This window comes from Escherichia sp. 20412-1 (assembly GCF_003027595.1).
Lineage (GTDB): Bacteria > Pseudomonadota > Gammaproteobacteria > Enterobacterales > Enterobacteriaceae > Escherichia > Escherichia marmotae.
In genome coordinates, this window is sequence record NZ_PYQM01000007.1 from 1 (window position 1) to 15,352 (window position 15,352).

The 15,352-nt window shown below is 52.1% G+C and carries 19 protein-coding genes; 11 read left to right on the forward strand and 8 right to left on the reverse strand.

The annotated features are described in order from the left end of the window. The 4 genes from C7B16_RS07075 to zapG form a co-directional block, all read right to left on the reverse strand. Positions 1-145: transposase domain-containing protein (locus C7B16_RS07075; RefSeq protein WP_001538604.1), on the reverse strand; the 145-nt coding region annotated here is incomplete at its 3' end. Between the two features lie 121 nt (positions 146-266). After that, positions 267-1,334 (reverse strand): outer membrane-stress sensor serine endopeptidase DegS, encoded by a 1,068-nt coding sequence (degS, locus tag C7B16_RS07080; RefSeq protein ID WP_000497718.1) that lies wholly within the window; start codon positions 1,332-1,334, stop codon positions 267-269. An 89-nt stretch (positions 1,335-1,423) separates the two neighbouring features. Then, positions 1,424-2,791 carry a serine endoprotease DegQ gene (gene degQ, locus C7B16_RS07085; RefSeq protein ID WP_000745037.1) on the reverse strand — a complete coding sequence of 456 codons (1,368 nt, stop codon included), beginning with the start codon at positions 2,789-2,791 and terminating at the stop codon, positions 1,424-1,426. Positions 2,792-2,945: 154 nt separating this feature from the next. After that, on the reverse strand, positions 2,946-3,344 hold the full coding sequence (zapG, locus tag C7B16_RS07090; protein WP_010345273.1) for a Z-ring associated protein ZapG: 399 nt from the start codon (positions 3,342-3,344) through the stop codon (positions 2,946-2,948). 193 nt (positions 3,345-3,537) lie between these two features. Between zapG and zapE the strand changes: the two genes are divergently transcribed. The 11 genes from zapE (at position 3,538) to nanQ (ending at position 12,890) form a co-directional block, all read left to right on the forward strand. After that, positions 3,538-4,662: a cell division protein ZapE gene (gene zapE / locus C7B16_RS07095; protein ID WP_001517181.1), complete on the forward strand. Its 1,125-nt coding sequence runs from the start codon at positions 3,538-3,540 to the stop codon at positions 4,660-4,662. A 274-nt stretch (positions 4,663-4,936) separates the two neighbouring features. After that, on the forward strand, positions 4,937-5,365 hold the full coding sequence (gene rplM / locus C7B16_RS07100) for a 50S ribosomal protein L13 (RefSeq protein ID WP_001517180.1): 429 nt from the start codon (positions 4,937-4,939) through the stop codon (positions 5,363-5,365). 15 nt (positions 5,366-5,380) lie between these two features. Continuing rightward, entirely contained in the window at positions 5,381-5,773 is a 393-nt protein-coding gene (gene rpsI / locus C7B16_RS07105) for a 30S ribosomal protein S9 (RefSeq protein WP_000829818.1), read from the forward strand. Positions 5,774-6,167: 394 nt separating this feature from the next. Next, a complete protein-coding gene (gene sspA, locus C7B16_RS07120) occupies positions 6,168-6,806 on the forward strand; it encodes a stringent starvation protein SspA (protein WP_000257293.1) in 639 nt (212 codons plus the stop codon). 5 nt (positions 6,807-6,811) lie between these two features. Beyond that, positions 6,812-7,309 (forward strand): ClpXP protease specificity-enhancing factor, encoded by a 498-nt coding sequence (gene sspB / locus C7B16_RS07125; protein ID WP_000366123.1) that lies wholly within the window; start codon positions 6,812-6,814, stop codon positions 7,307-7,309. A gap of 116 nt (positions 7,310-7,425) precedes the next feature. Further along, entirely contained in the window at positions 7,426-8,208 is a 783-nt protein-coding gene (gene nanR, locus C7B16_RS07130; RefSeq protein ID WP_000990909.1) for a transcriptional regulator NanR, read from the forward strand. Between the two features lie 123 nt (positions 8,209-8,331). Then, complete coding sequence (nanA, locus tag C7B16_RS07135; RefSeq protein ID WP_000224706.1) at positions 8,332-9,225, forward strand: N-acetylneuraminate lyase; 894 nt, start codon at positions 8,332-8,334, stop codon at positions 9,223-9,225. 108 nt (positions 9,226-9,333) lie between these two features. Next, positions 9,334-10,824 carry a sialic acid transporter NanT gene (nanT, locus tag C7B16_RS07140; protein ID WP_000108263.1) on the forward strand — a complete coding sequence of 497 codons (1,491 nt, stop codon included), beginning with the start codon at positions 9,334-9,336 and terminating at the stop codon, positions 10,822-10,824. Positions 10,825-10,870: 46 nt separating this feature from the next. Then, positions 10,871-11,560, forward strand: coding sequence for an N-acetylmannosamine-6-phosphate 2-epimerase (locus tag C7B16_RS07145; RefSeq protein ID WP_000054233.1), 690 nt, complete (start codon positions 10,871-10,873; stop codon positions 11,558-11,560). Further along, positions 11,557-12,432: an N-acetylmannosamine kinase gene (nanK, locus tag C7B16_RS07150; protein WP_001517179.1), complete on the forward strand. Its 876-nt coding sequence runs from the start codon at positions 11,557-11,559 to the stop codon at positions 12,430-12,432. Before C7B16_RS07145 ends, nanK begins: the two co-directional genes overlap by 4 nt. Then, positions 12,429-12,890 carry an N-acetylneuraminate anomerase gene (nanQ, locus tag C7B16_RS07155; RefSeq protein WP_001517178.1) on the forward strand — a complete coding sequence of 154 codons (462 nt, stop codon included), beginning with the start codon at positions 12,429-12,431 and terminating at the stop codon, positions 12,888-12,890. Before nanK ends, nanQ begins: the two co-directional genes overlap by 4 nt. Positions 12,891-12,973: 83 nt before the next feature. Here the strand turns inward: nanQ and C7B16_RS07165 are convergent, their stop codons facing one another. Genes C7B16_RS07165 through C7B16_RS07180 form a run of 4 tightly spaced genes read right to left on the reverse strand, consistent with a single transcriptional unit; the run spans position 12,974 to position 15,351 of the window. Further along, positions 12,974-13,840 (reverse strand): StfH/YfcO family fimbrial adhesin, encoded by an 867-nt coding sequence (locus C7B16_RS07165; protein ID WP_107179550.1) that lies wholly within the window; start codon positions 13,838-13,840, stop codon positions 12,974-12,976. A gap of 1 nt (position 13,841) precedes the next feature. Then, the gene (locus tag C7B16_RS07170; protein WP_016262597.1) at positions 13,842-14,357 is read right to left on the reverse strand and encodes a fimbrial protein; all 516 of its coding nucleotides are present in this window, start codon (positions 14,355-14,357) and stop codon (positions 13,842-13,844) included. Positions 14,358-14,374: 17 nt separating this feature from the next. Further along, entirely contained in the window at positions 14,375-14,848 is a 474-nt protein-coding gene (locus tag C7B16_RS07175; RefSeq protein ID WP_107179525.1) for a fimbrial protein, read from the reverse strand. Beyond that, the gene (locus C7B16_RS07180) at positions 14,845-15,351 is read right to left on the reverse strand and encodes a fimbrial protein (RefSeq protein ID WP_085449318.1); all 507 of its coding nucleotides are present in this window, start codon (positions 15,349-15,351) and stop codon (positions 14,845-14,847) included. Before C7B16_RS07180 ends, C7B16_RS07175 begins: the two co-directional genes overlap by 4 nt. Position 15,352 lies beyond the last annotated feature (1 nt).

Here is a 15,352-nt window from a genome sequence, read left to right on the forward strand (position 1 = left end):
GACGGCGCTTGCGTAGCGTTACAGTACCTGATTCGGCAAGGCAACGAGAGATGAGTTCGGGGTCGAGGTAATCCCCCAGAGAAGTCAGTGGGTTACGCAGAGAATCGTAACGGGATACCAGATCAAGAGCCTGTCCAATGTGCATAAAAAAATCCGGAAACGAGTGAGCGTTTCCGGATTCTTACACAGCCACTGGATCGGTCAACTGATCCTTAACTGATCGGCATTAGAGCAACGTCTCCGGTTTTTTGTGCTTAACTCCGGCCTTAATTGGTCGCCGGATATTCCTGAATCGTAACCTGCAACGTTAACTGCTTATCGTCACGCATCACTACAACCGGGATCACCGAACCAGGGCGAATTTCTGCTACCTGATCCATCGTCTCCAGAGCAGAGATAGCCGGTTTGTTATCCACAGAGATAATCAGATCGTTGACCTGGATACCCGCGTTAGCTGCCGGGCCATCAGGTGACACTTCATTAACCACGATCCCTTGCAGTTGATCGATGCCGCCACCCTGGGCGTGCAGAGGAGCAATCTCGCGTCCACCGATACCAATGTAGCCACGGATCACGCGACCATCGCGGATCAACTTATCCATAATTTTGGTCGCTAACTGGAAGGGAATTGCAAAGCCGATACCTTCCGGCGTTTCGCCATCGTTACTCTTATCAAACGACAGCGTGTTGATGCCCATCAATTCGCCCAGCGAGTTAACCAGCGCGCCGCCGGAGTTACCGTGGTTAATGGAGGCATCGGTTTGCAGGAAGTTTTGCCGTCCGGTTGGGTTCAGGCCGATTCGACCCGTGGCGCTGATAATCCCCTGAGTAATGGTTTGTCCGAGGTTGTACGGGTTACCGATCGCCAGCACCACATCGCCAATGTGCGGTACGCGACGAGCATTAATTGGGATAGTGGGTAAACCGCCAGTGGCATTAATTTTAAGCACTGCCAGATCGGTCAGAGAGTCAGATCCCACCAGTAACGCTTCAAAAACACGACCATCCTGTAAGGCGACGATGATCTGATCGGCGTCGTTGATCACGTGTTTGTTGGTGATGATATAACCGCGTTGATCCATGATCACACCAGATCCCAGCGTGCGGATCTCAAGCTGATTGTGTGAGGTCGTATTTAAACCACGGTTATAGACGTTGACTACTGCTGGCGCAGCGCGGCGAACCGCCAGATTATAGCTGGCAGGCGTCTCATCGGTACTGTCGAATTGCGGCGTGGAAAGCGGGTTAATGCTGCGCAGCGAAGGCATGGCAACCAGCAGAATAGCGCCGACAATTAATCCAATCGCAACGGAACGTAAGAGCTTCACAAACATGATGGAGGCGTCGTTAATAAAGGGAACGGCAGCAGCATACCACGAGTTAACCGGACATCACACGTCAGCCTGATGCCCGGTTTGCGACATTAACGCATTAGTAAGTAGATGCTTTCATTGCCGCGTACAATCTGCAGGGCGATGATGGCTGGTTTGGTTGCCAGCACTTTGCGCATTTCAGCAATTGAGTTCACCCGATCGCGGTTTACGCCAATGATCACATCGTCTTTTTGCAAACCAGCCTGGGCGGCAGGGCTACCTTTAACCACTTCATCGATCTTAATGCCTTTGCTGCCATCTTTTAGCTGACCATCGCTCAACGTTGCGCCTTCCAGCGCTGGTGTGATCATCTCAGCACTGGCGGATGATGACGTGCTGGTATCGAGGGTCACTTCCACTTCCAGCGGCTTGCCGTTACGCAGCAGACCGAGCTTCACTTTCGTGCCCGGCTCGGTGGTCGCGATGCGCGAACGCAACTCGGCAAAGCTATTAAGTGGTTTGCCATTGAGGCTGGTAATAATATCACCCGCTTTCACGCCCGCTTTTGCTGAGCCAGAACCTGGTAGCACTTCGCTGACAAATGCTCCGCGTTGTACGTCAAGGTTGAAGGCTTTAGCGATATCGGCACTCATCTCTGTACCTTTGATACCTAACAGGCCGCGTTTGATTTCACCGAAGTCGATAAGTTGCTGTGCCAGGGTGCGGGCCATATTACTCGGAATGGCAAAACCAATCCCGACGCTACCACCGCCAGGAGCAAGGATTGCTGTGTTGATACCAATTAATTCACCGTTAAGGTTTAACAGCGCACCGCCGGAGTTACCACGGTTAATGGAGGCATCGGTCTGGATAAAGTTTTCCAGACCTTCAAGATTCAACCCGCTGCGACCTAATGCGGAAACAATCCCGGAGGTAGCGGTTTGCCCGAGTCCAAACGGGTTACCGACCGCGACGGCAAAATCACCGACGCGCAGTTTATCGGAGTCGGCAATGGCGATCTGCGTTAACTTGCCAGGATTCTGGATTTGCAGCAGGGCAATGTCGCTCTGGTCATCGCCGCCAATCAGCTTCGCATCAAACTCACGCCCGTCATTGAGCTGAATACTGATTTTCTGCGCCTGATTAATGACATGGTTGTTGGTCAGCACATAACCTTTACTGGCATTGATAATGACGCCGGAGCCTAAACCTTCGAAGGGTTGCGCTGGTTGATCCGGTAAATCATCACCAAAAAACTTTTTGAATTCTTCCGGAATTTTCTGCTCCTGGCTGGCGGTTCCTTCGACTCGAACGCTTACTACCGCGGGAAGCACTTTTTCCAGCATCGGGGCCAGACTGGGCAGTGGCGCTTGACCGGCAACCTGAGCGGGAATCGATGCGATGGCCTGAAACGGCGCCGAGAGAGTTAACCCGACACTTAACGCTAATGCACTCAACAGCTGGGTTTGTTTTTTCATTTATTCCTGCTCTCGTACCTGAATGATAAGAAAAAGAGATTCAAAACAGTTTGATGTTATTGAATTTTCAGATGGCTAACAATGAGACATCAAATTAAATGATAGTCGGAGGCGGGAGAAGAGGAGGGCGCAATGGCTGCGCCCGAAAAATAAATTAGTCGCGCTTCGCGCCAGTACGCAGCAGACCGGATGCGCCTTCAGAATAGTCACGCGGCATCTGCACTGGAGCCTGATCGTTGCTGGCTTCAGACTCGGCCAGACGATTGCGGAACGGGTTGGCCTCTGCGGACAGTTCCGGTAGCAGGCTGCTGGAGCTTTTCGCCATGTGTTGATATAGCTGGCGATAGTCGTGCGCCATGGTATCCAGCAATTCCGCACTGCGGGCAAAGTGATTAACCAGCTCTTCGCGATACTCGTCCAGTTCAGCTTTATTTTTTTCCAGTTCGTACTGTAACGCCTGTTGCTGGCGTAACTTGCGATTACCAAAACGCATGGCCACAGCACCAATAATGATGCCGACGACTAACCCAATTAGCGCATATTCCCAGGTCATGAACATCTCCCGTTGTCTTTTGTTTCCGTAGGGTGTTGGCTTCAGGCTCCATGCCTGCGGCTGATTATGCCACTATAACCGTTAATTCCACAGAAGTGGAATCCCGACTGCATATCGCGTAGTGTAGAACGGCCTTTTTTTCGTCAACCGTGAACAACGGTACACCGATTATTCAAGGAATAACAATAACATCATGCAAAGCGTTACCCCGACATCGCAATACCTGAAGGCGCTCAATGAAGGCAGCCATCAACCCGACGACGTACAAAAAGAGGCCGTCAGTCGCCTGGAAATTATTTATCAGGAACTCATCAGTAGCACGCCACCAGCCGCCAGGGTGAGCGGGATAATGGCGCGGGTCGGTAAGCTATGGGGTAAACGTGAAGATACAAGCAACGCGCCGGTGCGTGGCTTATATATGTGGGGCGGTGTAGGGCGTGGAAAAACCTGGTTGATGGATCTGTTCTATCAAAGTTTGCCGGGAGAGCGAAAACAGCGCCTGCACTTTCACCGTTTTATGCTGCGTGTGCATGAAGAATTAACCACATTGCAGGGGCAGAGCGATCCGCTGGAAATTATTGCTGATCGTTTCAAAGCTGAAACCGATGTGCTCTGTTTTGACGAATTTTTTGTCTCGGATATTACCGATGCTATGCTGCTGGGCGGCCTGATGAAAGCGTTGTTTGCTCGCGGTATAACGCTGGTGGCGACGTCAAATATTCCGCCGGATGAACTTTATCGAAATGGTTTACAACGTGCGCGTTTTCTTCCGGCTATCGACGCCATTAAACAGCATTGTGATGTGATGAACGTCGATGCTGGCGTTGATTATCGGCTGCGCACGCTCACTCAGGCGCATCTGTGGCTGTCGCCGCTCAATGATGAAACGCGTGAACAGATGGATAAGCTGTGGCTGGCACTGGCAGGTGCAAAACGAGAACAATCCCCCACACTGGAAATCAATCATCGACCGCTGGCGACAATGGGCGTAGAAAACCAGACACTGGCAGTGTCATTTACCACGCTGTGCGTCGATGCCCGTAGCCAGCATGACTATATTGCGCTCTCACGTCTGTTTCACACGGTGATGTTGTTTGATGTGCCTGTCATGACGCGGTTGATGGAGAGCGAAGCGCGGCGTTTTATTGCGCTGGTGGATGAGTTTTACGAGCGCCACGTCAAGCTGGTGGTGAGCGCGGAAGTCCCTTTGTACGAAATTTATCAGGGTGAGCGACTAAAGTTTGAGTTTCAGCGCTGTCTGTCACGTTTGCAGGAAATGCAAAGCGAAGAGTATTTGACGCGTGAGCATTTGGCGTAATTTATGCCATACGTCTTATCCTGACAGCGTACAAACAACCGCGTCATTGCTGATAAAACCTGCCACAAATCACAAAAAGGGGTCGATCTTTGACCCCGACTTCTCTATAATCCTGCGACCCCACGTTACAAGAAAGTTTTTTTCCCAAAACTTTTTGTGTGCTGGCATAGGCTATTCGAAGGGGTAGGTTTGCCGGACTTTGTCGTGTGAACCTCAACAATTGAAGACGTTTGGGTGTTCACCAACGTGTAACTATTTATTGGGTAAGCTTTTAATGAAAACTTTTACAGCTAAACCAGAAACCGTAAAACGCGACTGGTATGTTGTTGACGCGACCGGTAAAACTCTGGGCCGTCTGGCTTCCGAACTGGCTCTGCGCCTGCGCGGTAAGCATAAAGCGGAATACACTCCGCACGTAGATACTGGTGATTACATCATCGTTCTGAACGCTGACAAAGTTGCTGTAACCGGCAACAAGCGTACTGACAAAGTGTACTATCACCACACCGGTCACATCGGTGGTATCAAACAAGCGACCTTTGAAGAGATGATTGCTCGCCGTCCTGAGCGTGTGATTGAAATCGCGGTTAAAGGCATGTTGCCAAAAGGCCCGCTGGGTCGTGCTATGTTCCGTAAACTGAAAGTTTACGCGGGTAACGAGCACAACCACGCGGCACAGCAACCGCAAGTTCTTGACATCTAATCGGGATTATAGGCAATGGCTGAAAATCAATACTACGGCACTGGTCGCCGCAAAAGTTCCGCAGCTCGCGTTTTCATCAAACCGGGCAACGGCAAAATCGTTATCAACCAACGTTCTCTGGAACAGTACTTCGGTCGTGAAACTGCCCGCATGGTAGTTCGTCAGCCGCTGGAACTGGTCGACATGGTTGAGAAACTGGATCTGTACATCACCGTTAAAGGTGGTGGTATCTCTGGTCAGGCTGGTGCGATCCGTCACGGTATCACCCGCGCTCTGATGGAGTACGACGAGTCCCTGCGTTCTGAACTGCGTAAAGCTGGCTTCGTTACTCGTGACGCTCGTCAGGTTGAACGTAAGAAAGTCGGTCTGCGTAAAGCACGTCGTCGTCCGCAGTTCTCCAAACGTTAATTGCTTTCTGCTTCGGCAGAATACAATTTGCGAAAAAACCCGCTCCGGCGGGTTTTTTTATAGCTTAAGTCTGAATCTGTGTAAAAACAGAAAACGTGCTTTTTACTGCCACCCAACAGGAGGTAAAGGCAAAAACAACATCGCTGATAAGGGATTAAGTCAACCATTTCAGGCTAAGGAACATCTCTTTTTCCCCATTTCCGGCATCGACTTACCACAAAGGTCGCAAAATCTGGTAAACTATCATCCAATTTTCTGCCCAAATGTCGAGTATTGCTCATTTTTTGTTTGATTTTCGAACAGTGAAGGCAATTCCTCATTGGGTAACATAACTTCTGACCGGCCACCTGGTGGCTGGTAGCAGTAAAAATTCTGACTATACCTGGAGGTTTTCATGGCTGTCGCTGCCAACAAACGTTCGGTAATGACGCTGTTTTCCGGTCCTACTGACATCTATAGCCATCAGGTCCGCATTGTGCTGGCTGAGAAAGGTGTAAGTTTCGAGATCGAACACGTGGAAAAGGACAATCCGCCTCAGGATCTGATTGACCTCAACCCGAATCAGAGCGTTCCGACCCTGGTGGATCGTGAGCTGACCCTGTGGGAATCTCGCATCATTATGGAATACCTGGATGAGCGTTTCCCGCATCCGCCACTGATGCCTGTTTACCCGGTAGCTCGCGGTGAAAGCCGTCTGTACATGCACCGCATCGAAAAAGACTGGTACACGCTGATGAACACCATCATCAACGGTTCAGCCTCTGAAGCGGATGCCGCACGTAAGCAACTGCGCGAAGAACTGCTGGCCATCGCGCCGGTCTTCGGTCAGAAACCGTACTTCCTGAGCGATGAGTTCAGCCTGGTCGATTGCTACCTTGCTCCGCTGCTGTGGCGTCTGCCGCAACTGGGCATCGAGTTCAGCGGCCCGGGTGCGAAAGAGCTGAAAGGCTATATGACTCGTGTCTTTGAGCGTGACTCTTTCCTTGCTTCTTTAACTGAAGCAGAACGTGAAATGCGTCTGGGCCGGAGTTAATCTGTATGGATTTGTCACAGCTAACACCACGTCGTCCCTATCTGCTGCGTGCATTCTATGAGTGGTTGCTGGATAACCAGCTCACGCCGCACCTGGTGGTGGATGTGACGCTCCCTGGCGTGCAGGTTCCTATGGAATATGCGCGTGACGGGCAAATCGTACTCAATATTGCGCCGCGTGCAGTTGGTAATCTGGAACTGGCGAATGATGAAGTGCGCTTTAACGCGCGCTTTGGTGGCATTCCGCGCCAGGTTTCAGTACCGCTGGCTGCCGTGCTGGCTATCTACGCCCGCGAAAATGGCGCAGGAACGATGTTCGAGCCTGAAGCTGCCTACGACGAAGATGCCAGCATTATGAATGATGATGAAGCATCGGCAGATAATGAAACCGTTATGTCGGTCATTGACGGCGATAAGCCAGATCACGATGATGACCATCATCCTGACGATGAACCTCCGCAGCCCCCCCGCGGTGGTCGCCCGGCATTGCGGGTTGTGAAATAAATGATAAACAGGCCCATGTGGCCTGTTTTGCTATCTACCTTCTTTTCGCCTGATTTTAATACTGTGTTACGATAACTTCGCTATTATCCGTCAACATATTTTCCCAGAAGAGCCCTATGAACGCATTTGATCCGCAAGCAGAAGATTCTCCGGCTACTATCGGTCGTAACTTGCGTCGTCGTCCGCTGGCGCGTAAAAAACTCTCCGAAATGGTGGAAGAAGAGCTGGAGCAGATGATTCGCCGTCGCGAATTTGGCGAAGGTGAGCAACTGCCGTCTGAACGCGAACTTATGGCGTTCTTTAACGTTGGGCGTCCTTCGGTGCGTGAAGCGCTGGCGGCGTTAAAGCGCAAAGGTTTGGTACAAATTAATAACGGCGAACGCGCTCGCGTCTCGCGTCCTTCCGCGGATACCATCATTGGTGAGCTATCCGGTATGGCGAAAGATTTCCTTTCCCATCCTGGTGGGATAGCCCATTTCGAACAACTACGTCTATTCTTTGAGTCCAGCCTGGTGCGTTATGCGGCTGAACATGCCACCGATGAACAAATCGATTTGTTGGCAAAAGCACTGGAAATCAACAGTCAATCTTTGGATAACAACGCTGCGTTCATTCGTTCAGACGTTGATTTCCACCGCGTACTGGCGGAGATCCCTGGCAACCCGATCTTTATGGCGATCCACGTTGCTCTGCTTGACTGGCTGATCGCAGCTCGTCCGACAGTAGCTGACCAGGCGCTACACGAACATAACAACGTTAGTTATCAGCAGCATATTGCGATCGTTGACGCGATCCGGCGTCACGATCCCGACGAAGCCGATCGCGCATTGCAATCGCATCTCAACAGCGTCTCTGCCACCTGGCACGCCTTCGGGCAGACCGCAAACAAAAAGAAATAATGCCACTTTAGTGAAGCAGATCGCATTATAAGCGTTCTGTATGATGTGTTGCTTATTTGATCTGGTATAACAGGTATAAAGGTATATCGTTTTTAACAGGCAAGCATCACTTCAGAGGTATTTATGGCAACGAATTTACGTGGCGTAATGGCCGCACTCCTGACTCCTTTTGACCAACAACAAGCACTGGATAAAGCGAGTCTGCGCCGCCTGGTTCAGTTCAATATTCAGCAGGGCATCGACGGCCTGTACGTAGGTGGTTCAACCGGTGAAGCCTTTGTGCAGAGCCTTTCCGAGCGTGAACAGGTACTGGAGATTGTCGCTGAAGAAGCAAAAGGCAAGATTAAACTCATCGCTCACGTAGGTTGCGTCAGCACTGCGGAAAGCCAGCAACTTGCGGCATCTGCTAAACGTTATGGCTTTGATGCTGTCTCTGCGGTCACGCCGTTCTACTATCCTTTCAGCTTTGAAGAACACTGCGATCACTACCGGGCAATCATTGATTCGGCGGATGGTTTGCCGATGGTGGTGTACAACATTCCGGCACTGAGCGGTGTAAAACTGAGTCTGGATCAGATCAACACCCTGGTTACGCTGCCAGGCGTAGGGGCGTTGAAACAGACCTCTGGCGATCTCTATCAGATGGAACAGATCCGTCGCGAGCATCCGGATCTGGTGCTCTATAACGGTTACGACGAAATCTTCGCCTCCGGCCTGCTGGCGGGCGCAGACGGTGGTATTGGCAGTACTTACAACATTATGGGATGGCGTTATCAAGGCATCGTGAAGGCGCTGAAAGAAGGGGATATCCAGACCGCTCAGAAACTGCAAACCGAATGTAATAAAGTCATTGATTTACTGATTAAAACGGGCGTATTCCGCGGTCTGAAAACCGTTCTGCACTATATGGATGTGGTGTCTGTGCCGCTGTGTCGCAAACCGTTTGGTCCGGTGGATGAAAAATATCTGCCAGAACTGAAGGCGCTGGCCCAGCAGTTGATGCAAGAGCGCGGGTGAGTTCTTTTCCCTCACCCGCCCCTACCGGGTGAGGGGAAATAACCGCATCTGTACCCTACAACTTTCATACCAAAGCGTGTGGGCATCGCCCACCGCGGGAGACTCACAATGAGTACAACGATCCAGAATATCCCGTGGTATCGCCATCTCAACCGCGCACAATGGCGGGCATTTTCCGCTGCCTGGTTGGGATACCTGCTTGATGGTTTTGATTTCGTTTTAATTGCCCTGGTACTTACTGAAGTACAGGGTGAGTTTGGGCTGACGACGGTACAGGCAGCAAGCCTGATCTCCGCAGCCTTCATCTCTCGCTGGTTCGGCGGCCTGATGCTTGGCGCTATGGGCGACCGCTACGGACGTCGACTGGCAATGGTCACCAGTATTGTTCTCTTTTCTGCCGGTACACTGGCTTGCGGCTTTGCGCCTGGCTACATCACTATGTTTATCGCGCGTCTGGTGATCGGTATGGGGATGGCGGGTGAATACGGCTCCAGCGCTACTTATGTAATTGAAAGCTGGCCAAAACACTTGCGCAACAAAGCCAGTGGTTTTCTGATTTCAGGCTTCTCTGTGGGGGCTGTAGTTGCCGCTCAGGTTTACAGTCTGGTGGTTCCGGTCTGGGGCTGGCGTGCGCTGTTCTTTATCGGCATTTTACCCATCATCTTCGCTCTCTGGCTGCGTAAAAACATCCCGGAAGCGGAAGACTGGAAAGAGAAGCACGCAGGTAAAGCGCCGGTACGCACGATGGTGGATATTCTTTATCGCGGTGAACATCGCATCGCCAATATTGTGATGACGCTGGCAGCGGCTACTGCGCTGTGGTTCTGCTTTGCCGGTAACCTGCAAAATGCCGCAATCGTCGCTGTTCTCGGGCTGTTATGTGCTGCGATCTTTATTAGCTTTATGGTTCAGAGTACGGGCAAGCGCTGGCCAACGGGCGTGACGCTGATGGTGGTTGTGTTGTTTGCTTTCCTTTACTCATGGCCGATTCAGGCGCTGCTGCCGACGTATCTGAAAACCGATTTGGCGTATGACCCACATACGGTCGCCAATGTCCTGTTCTTTAGTGGCTTTGGTGCGGCAGTTGGCTGCTGCGTTGGTGGCTTCCTCGGTGACTGGCTGGGAACGCGCAAAGCCTACGTTTGTAGCCTGCTGGCCTCGCAATTGCTGATTATTCCGGTATTTGCGATTGGCGGTGCAAACGTCTGGGTACTCGGTCTGTTACTGTTCTTCCAGCAAATGCTTGGTCAGGGGATCTCCGGGATCTTGCCGAAACTGATCGGCGGTTATTTTGATACCGACCAGCGAGCGGCGGGACTGGGCTTTACCTACAACGTTGGTGCATTGGGTGGTGCACTGGCACCGATCATTGGTGCGCTGATTGCTCAACGCCTGGACCTGGGGACGGCTCTGGGATCGCTCTCGTTCAGCCTGACGTTTGTGGTGATCCTGCTGATTGGTCTGGATATGCCCTCCCGGGTTCAGCGCTGGTTGCGCCCGGAAGCATTGCGTACTCATGACTCCATCGATGGCAAACCATTCAGCGGTGCGGTGCCGTTTGGCAACACCAAAGATGATTTAGTCAAAACCAAAAGTTAATCCTGTAGCCCGGTTCTGAACCGGGCCTTTCGCGAAGGGAAGAAGTATGTCGTTACTTGCACAACTGGATCAAAAAATCGCCGCTAATGGTGGCCTGATTGTCTCCTGCCAGCCGGTTCCTGACAGCCCGCTCGATAAACCCGAAATCGTCGCAGCTATGGCATTAGCGGCAGAGCAGGCCGGTGCGGTTGCTATTCGTATAGAAGGAGTGGCAAACCTGAAAGCCACTCGTGCGGTAGTGAGCGTGCCGATTATCGGGATTGTGAAACGCGATCTGGAGGATTCGCCGGTACGTATTACCGCCTACATTGAAGATGTTGATGCGCTGGCACAGGCGGGCGCGGACATTATCGCGATTGATGGCACCGATCGCCCGCGTCCGGTGCCTGTTGAAACACTGTTGGCACGTATTCACCATCACGGATTGCTGGCGATGACCGACTGCTCAACGCCGGAAGACGGCCTGGCTTGCCAAAAACTGGGTGCTGAGATTATTGGCACGACGCTTTCTGGCTATACCACGCCTGAAACCCCGGAAGAGCCTGATCTGGCGCTGGTGAAAACGTTGAGCGATGCCGGATGTCGGGTGATTGCCGAAGGGCGATACAACACGCCAGCGCAGGCGGCAGATGCCATGCGTCATGGCGCATGGGCGGTGACAGTCGGTTCAGCCATTACGCGTCTTGAGCACATTTGCCAGTGGTACAACACAGCGATGAAAAAGGCGGTGCTATGACCATACTGGCGATTGATATCGGCGGTACTAAACTTGCTGCCGCGCTGATTGGTGCTGACAGGCAGATCCGCGATCGCCGTGAACTCCCCACGCCTGCCAGCCAGACACCGGAAGCATTGCGTGAAGCCTTAGCCACATTAGTCGCACCGTTGCAAGCTCATGCGCAGCAGGTGGCCATCGCTTCAACCGGGATAATCCGCAACGGCAGCCTGCTGGCGCTAAATCCACATAATCTCGGCGGATTGCTGCACTTTCCGCTAGTCAAAACGCTGGAACAGCTTACCGACTTGCCGACGATTGCCATTAACGACGCACAGGCCGCAGCGTGGGCAGAGTATCAGGCGCTGGAGAGGGATATTACCGACATGGTGTTTATCACTGTTTCCACTGGTGTTGGCGGTGGGGTAGTCAGCGACGGCAAACTGCTTACTGGCTCAGGTGGCCTGGCGGGGCATATTGGACATACGCTGGCTGATCCTCATGGTCCAGTCTGCGGTTGTGGACGTGTCGGCTGTGTGGAAGCGATTGCTTCCGGTCGTGGCATTGCGGCTGCGGCGCAGGGTGAGCTGGCGGGGGCGAATGCGAAAACCATTTTTACGCGCGCCGGTCAGGGCGACGAACATGCACAGCAACTGATTCACCGCTCCGCACATGCGCTGGCAAGACTGATTGCCGATGTTAAAGCTACGACCGATTGCCAGTGCGTGGTGGTCGGTGGCAGCGTCGGGTTGGCAGAAGGGTATCTGGCGCTGGTGGAAACGTATCTGGCGCAGGAGCCAGCGGCATTTCATGTTGAGTTACTGGCGGCGCACTACCGCCACGATGCAGGCTTACTTGGGGCTGCGTTGTTGGCCCAGGGAGAAAAATTATGATGATGGGTGAAGTACAGTCATTACCATCTGCCGGTTTGCATCCGGTATTGATGGATGCGTTAACGCTGGCGTTAACCGCCTGCCCACAAGAGAAATCGCCAGGTCGTTATGAACTGCGCGGCGATGATATCTTTATGAATGTGATGACATTTTCTACTCAGCCCGCAGAGAGTAAAAAAGCGGAACTACATACGCAATATGTTGATATTCAGCTTTTACTGAGTGGCGAAGAACGGATTAACTTCGGTGTCGCGGATTCCGCCCGTGCGTGCGAAGAGCTGCATGTGGAAGAGGATTATCAGCTTTGTAACGCCATTGAGAATGAACAAACCATTATCATGAAACCGGGGATGTTCGCCGTGTTTATGCCGGGAGAACCGCATAAGCCCGGGTGTATTGTTGAGTCCGTTGCTGAGATTAAGAAGGTGGTGGTGAAGGTGAATCGCCACATTCTTTAGCGCTATACTTTTAGCCCGGCTGAACCGGGCTTATTACTTTCTCAGGTTTGGGCGGAGCGCGATCACACCCCGACATTCCCGGCCTACAACTCTTCCATCAGATACTGGAAATAACACTCGGTCGTAAATTGCCCCGTACCCGCCGTATTGACTTCAACCGCAATGTTACTCAGCGTTTGGTCGTACGGCGAACTGTCAGCGACGACCGCCGTGACGTTACTGTTGCCACCCTCGACGTTTGTACATCCCTGGCTTGTGAGTTGGGTCATTTGGCTGACATAGCGACAGTAGCTGCCACGCGTATCATTCAGACTACCGTCACACAATTTGCCGCTTTCCATCAGATAGGTCGGCAGGTTGGCATGAACGACACCCCCCGTTGAGGCGATGTTGAGTAACTTGTCATTCTGGACGCGATCTTTACTCCAGGAAATATCAAATGATGCCACGGGAACGGTGGGGCAGATGGAACCATGAGAGACAGGGCCGTCATAGATACCATGGTATATACTTGCTGATGTCGCCCAGATATCGGCTACCCACGGGCAGCCGTAGGAGTCTGTCTGCGTATCCACTTTAATTTCAAACCAGGCACAGTTCCAACCATCCGGCAACGGGCCACAAAGAGCATTATCGACGTTGACATTATCATAATCAGTCACGGTAATCGTAGGATTCGGTGGAAGAGGCCCAGGGCCGTTGGCGAGGCTCCAAGTGGACATGTGATAGGGGACACCTCGAGCCATGTCACTGTTTAACGTACCTGTAAACAGGCCATTTGGCGTCAGGATATTTACATGGAGCTCCAGGCGGGTACGGCCGATATCATCTACGACGTAATATAACCTTTGGGTGTTGAATTGGACTTTGAGGTTAGGTTTAGCAAAACAGCTATTCGCGAATCCAATCGCTAATAACAAAAAGAGTAAAAACGAAGATATTTTTTTCATATCAGAAATACTCAAAAGTGGCGGTCATACTGGCGGAGAACTCGCCTGGTACAATCGTGACGCCGGGTTCAACCTGAAGCCAGGCATTGAAATTGAGCGTGGTATTCGGGGCGGTAAGCGGGAATGTCACTCCCGCTGTGCTATTAACCGGTACGGCGGTTCCGTTACTTGTTTCAATTCCAATACCGACCCCGCTGGCGCGTGAGCCCGAGGCGAGCGCGAGGAAACCCGCCGCCAATAACGGGTCTTCAGTGCCGGAAAATGTCACCTTGACGTTTTGCAGAGAACTTTCACAGTTCGCCAGTTTCAGCGTCACCGGCACGCGCGCCGACTGCCCGCTGGCCTGTAAATCTGCTGCATCTGCGGGCGGAAAGATGATTTCTTCCATCGCAGTTCCGACAATGACCGGCGAACAGGAGCCCGCCAGCAGGTTACCCGTGAAGTGGACGTTGTTCGCCGCATGAGCCGACGCCGCTAACATCCCGCACAGCGACAGCACCGATACTATTCGTTTCATCATTTCGCTCCCTGCTGTTATTGGTAATCCACGCGTAGCGTCGCCCAGGCCTCGAAATTCTGTTCGCTGAGGTTCGCGCTGACGCTTTTAACGGGGACAGCTTCCAGAACGGGCAAATTTGCCTCATCGACAGTAATGGTGCTGCCTGGCTTAAAGGGCTTACTGTTTTCCCAGATTTTGATCCCTAATCCGTCGGCATTGGTTTTGATGGCGGCGTCGTCAAAGTCCACGACATCTCCTGTTAGCGTCAGGGTCATTGCCATCGAATTATCGCGGACGCTTGAGTCGCAGGTAATTTTGTACTCCAGCGGCTGCCTGTAATTGTTGCCATCGATTCGCGTGATGATCACATCACGGAAATTGACGTCTATTCTGGCGTTGTTGCTGATGGTGCAAACAGGCGGTGTCACCAGGTGGCCAATAAAGGTCAGATTATCGGCATGACAAAGGCTGCATGCGGCTAAAAGTATCGTGCATACAATTGTTTTCATTGATAATCCACCACCAGTGTCGCCCCTGCGGTAAAGTCGCCTGAACTGAGCGTTGTCGCTGAATTTTTTACCGGTGTTGCTTCCAGCGCCGGGCCGCTGCCTGAAAAATTAAAATGGAACCAGGATGTGCTCCCTGGCTCGAGGAGGGTATGTTCATTCACCGTACGGACCCGTATTCCCAGCCCATCCACATTCGTTTTCAGTACGGACTCGCCGTTGATGGTGACAACCGTACCCTGCAACTGCATTTTCAGTGCATTCGCAATTCGCTTATCGCAATTCAGGCTGTAACCCACCGTTTGGGTATAGTTTGTGCCGTCGATTTTGGTCGTGAGCACATCGTTAAAGTTCACCGTTCCGCCGGTGACGGTGCAAGGTGGCGGCGCGTCGACGGCGATACGTAACGTCATTTTTACGCTTTTATTCCCTGCATATACCGATGCACTCAGTAACATCAGAGCGCTCAATGACAGTGAAAGAGGGGCACTGCTTCGCCTTCTCATT

What these genes read in the sequence shown, in the direction of transcription:
- C7B16_RS07165 (WP_107179550.1), bottom strand. Translation starts at nt 13,840, where the DNA reads ATGAAAAAAATATCTTCGTTTTTACTCTTTTTGTTATTAGCGATTGGA.
- zapE (WP_001517181.1), top strand. Translation starts at nt 3,538, where the DNA reads ATGCAAAGCGTTACCCCGACATCGCAATACCTGAAGGCGCTCAATGAA.
- C7B16_RS07180 (WP_085449318.1), bottom strand. Translation starts at nt 15,351, where the DNA reads ATGAGAAGGCGAAGCAGTGCCCCTCTTTCACTGTCATTGAGCGCTCTG.
- degQ (WP_000745037.1), bottom strand. Translation starts at nt 2,791, where the DNA reads ATGAAAAAACAAACCCAGCTGTTGAGTGCATTAGCGTTAAGTGTCGGG.
- C7B16_RS07175 (WP_107179525.1), bottom strand. Translation starts at nt 14,848, where the DNA reads ATGAAAACAATTGTATGCACGATACTTTTAGCCGCATGCAGCCTTTGT.
- rplM (WP_001517180.1), top strand. Translation starts at nt 4,937, where the DNA reads ATGAAAACTTTTACAGCTAAACCAGAAACCGTAAAACGCGACTGGTAT.
- C7B16_RS07145 (WP_000054233.1), top strand. Translation starts at nt 10,871, where the DNA reads ATGTCGTTACTTGCACAACTGGATCAAAAAATCGCCGCTAATGGTGGC.
- nanA (WP_000224706.1), top strand. Translation starts at nt 8,332, where the DNA reads ATGGCAACGAATTTACGTGGCGTAATGGCCGCACTCCTGACTCCTTTT.
- sspA (WP_000257293.1), top strand. Translation starts at nt 6,168, where the DNA reads ATGGCTGTCGCTGCCAACAAACGTTCGGTAATGACGCTGTTTTCCGGT.
- nanQ (WP_001517178.1), top strand. Translation starts at nt 12,429, where the DNA reads ATGATGATGGGTGAAGTACAGTCATTACCATCTGCCGGTTTGCATCCG.
- degS (WP_000497718.1), bottom strand. Translation starts at nt 1,334, where the DNA reads ATGTTTGTGAAGCTCTTACGTTCCGTTGCGATTGGATTAATTGTCGGC.
- sspB (WP_000366123.1), top strand. Translation starts at nt 6,812, where the DNA reads ATGGATTTGTCACAGCTAACACCACGTCGTCCCTATCTGCTGCGTGCA.
- rpsI (WP_000829818.1), top strand. Translation starts at nt 5,381, where the DNA reads ATGGCTGAAAATCAATACTACGGCACTGGTCGCCGCAAAAGTTCCGCA.
- nanR (WP_000990909.1), top strand. Translation starts at nt 7,426, where the DNA reads ATGAACGCATTTGATCCGCAAGCAGAAGATTCTCCGGCTACTATCGGT.
- nanK (WP_001517179.1), top strand. Translation starts at nt 11,557, where the DNA reads ATGACCATACTGGCGATTGATATCGGCGGTACTAAACTTGCTGCCGCG.
- C7B16_RS07170 (WP_016262597.1), bottom strand. Translation starts at nt 14,357, where the DNA reads ATGAAACGAATAGTATCGGTGCTGTCGCTGTGCGGGATGTTAGCGGCG.
- zapG (WP_010345273.1), bottom strand. Translation starts at nt 3,344, where the DNA reads ATGACCTGGGAATATGCGCTAATTGGGTTAGTCGTCGGCATCATTATT.
- nanT (WP_000108263.1), top strand. Translation starts at nt 9,334, where the DNA reads ATGAGTACAACGATCCAGAATATCCCGTGGTATCGCCATCTCAACCGC.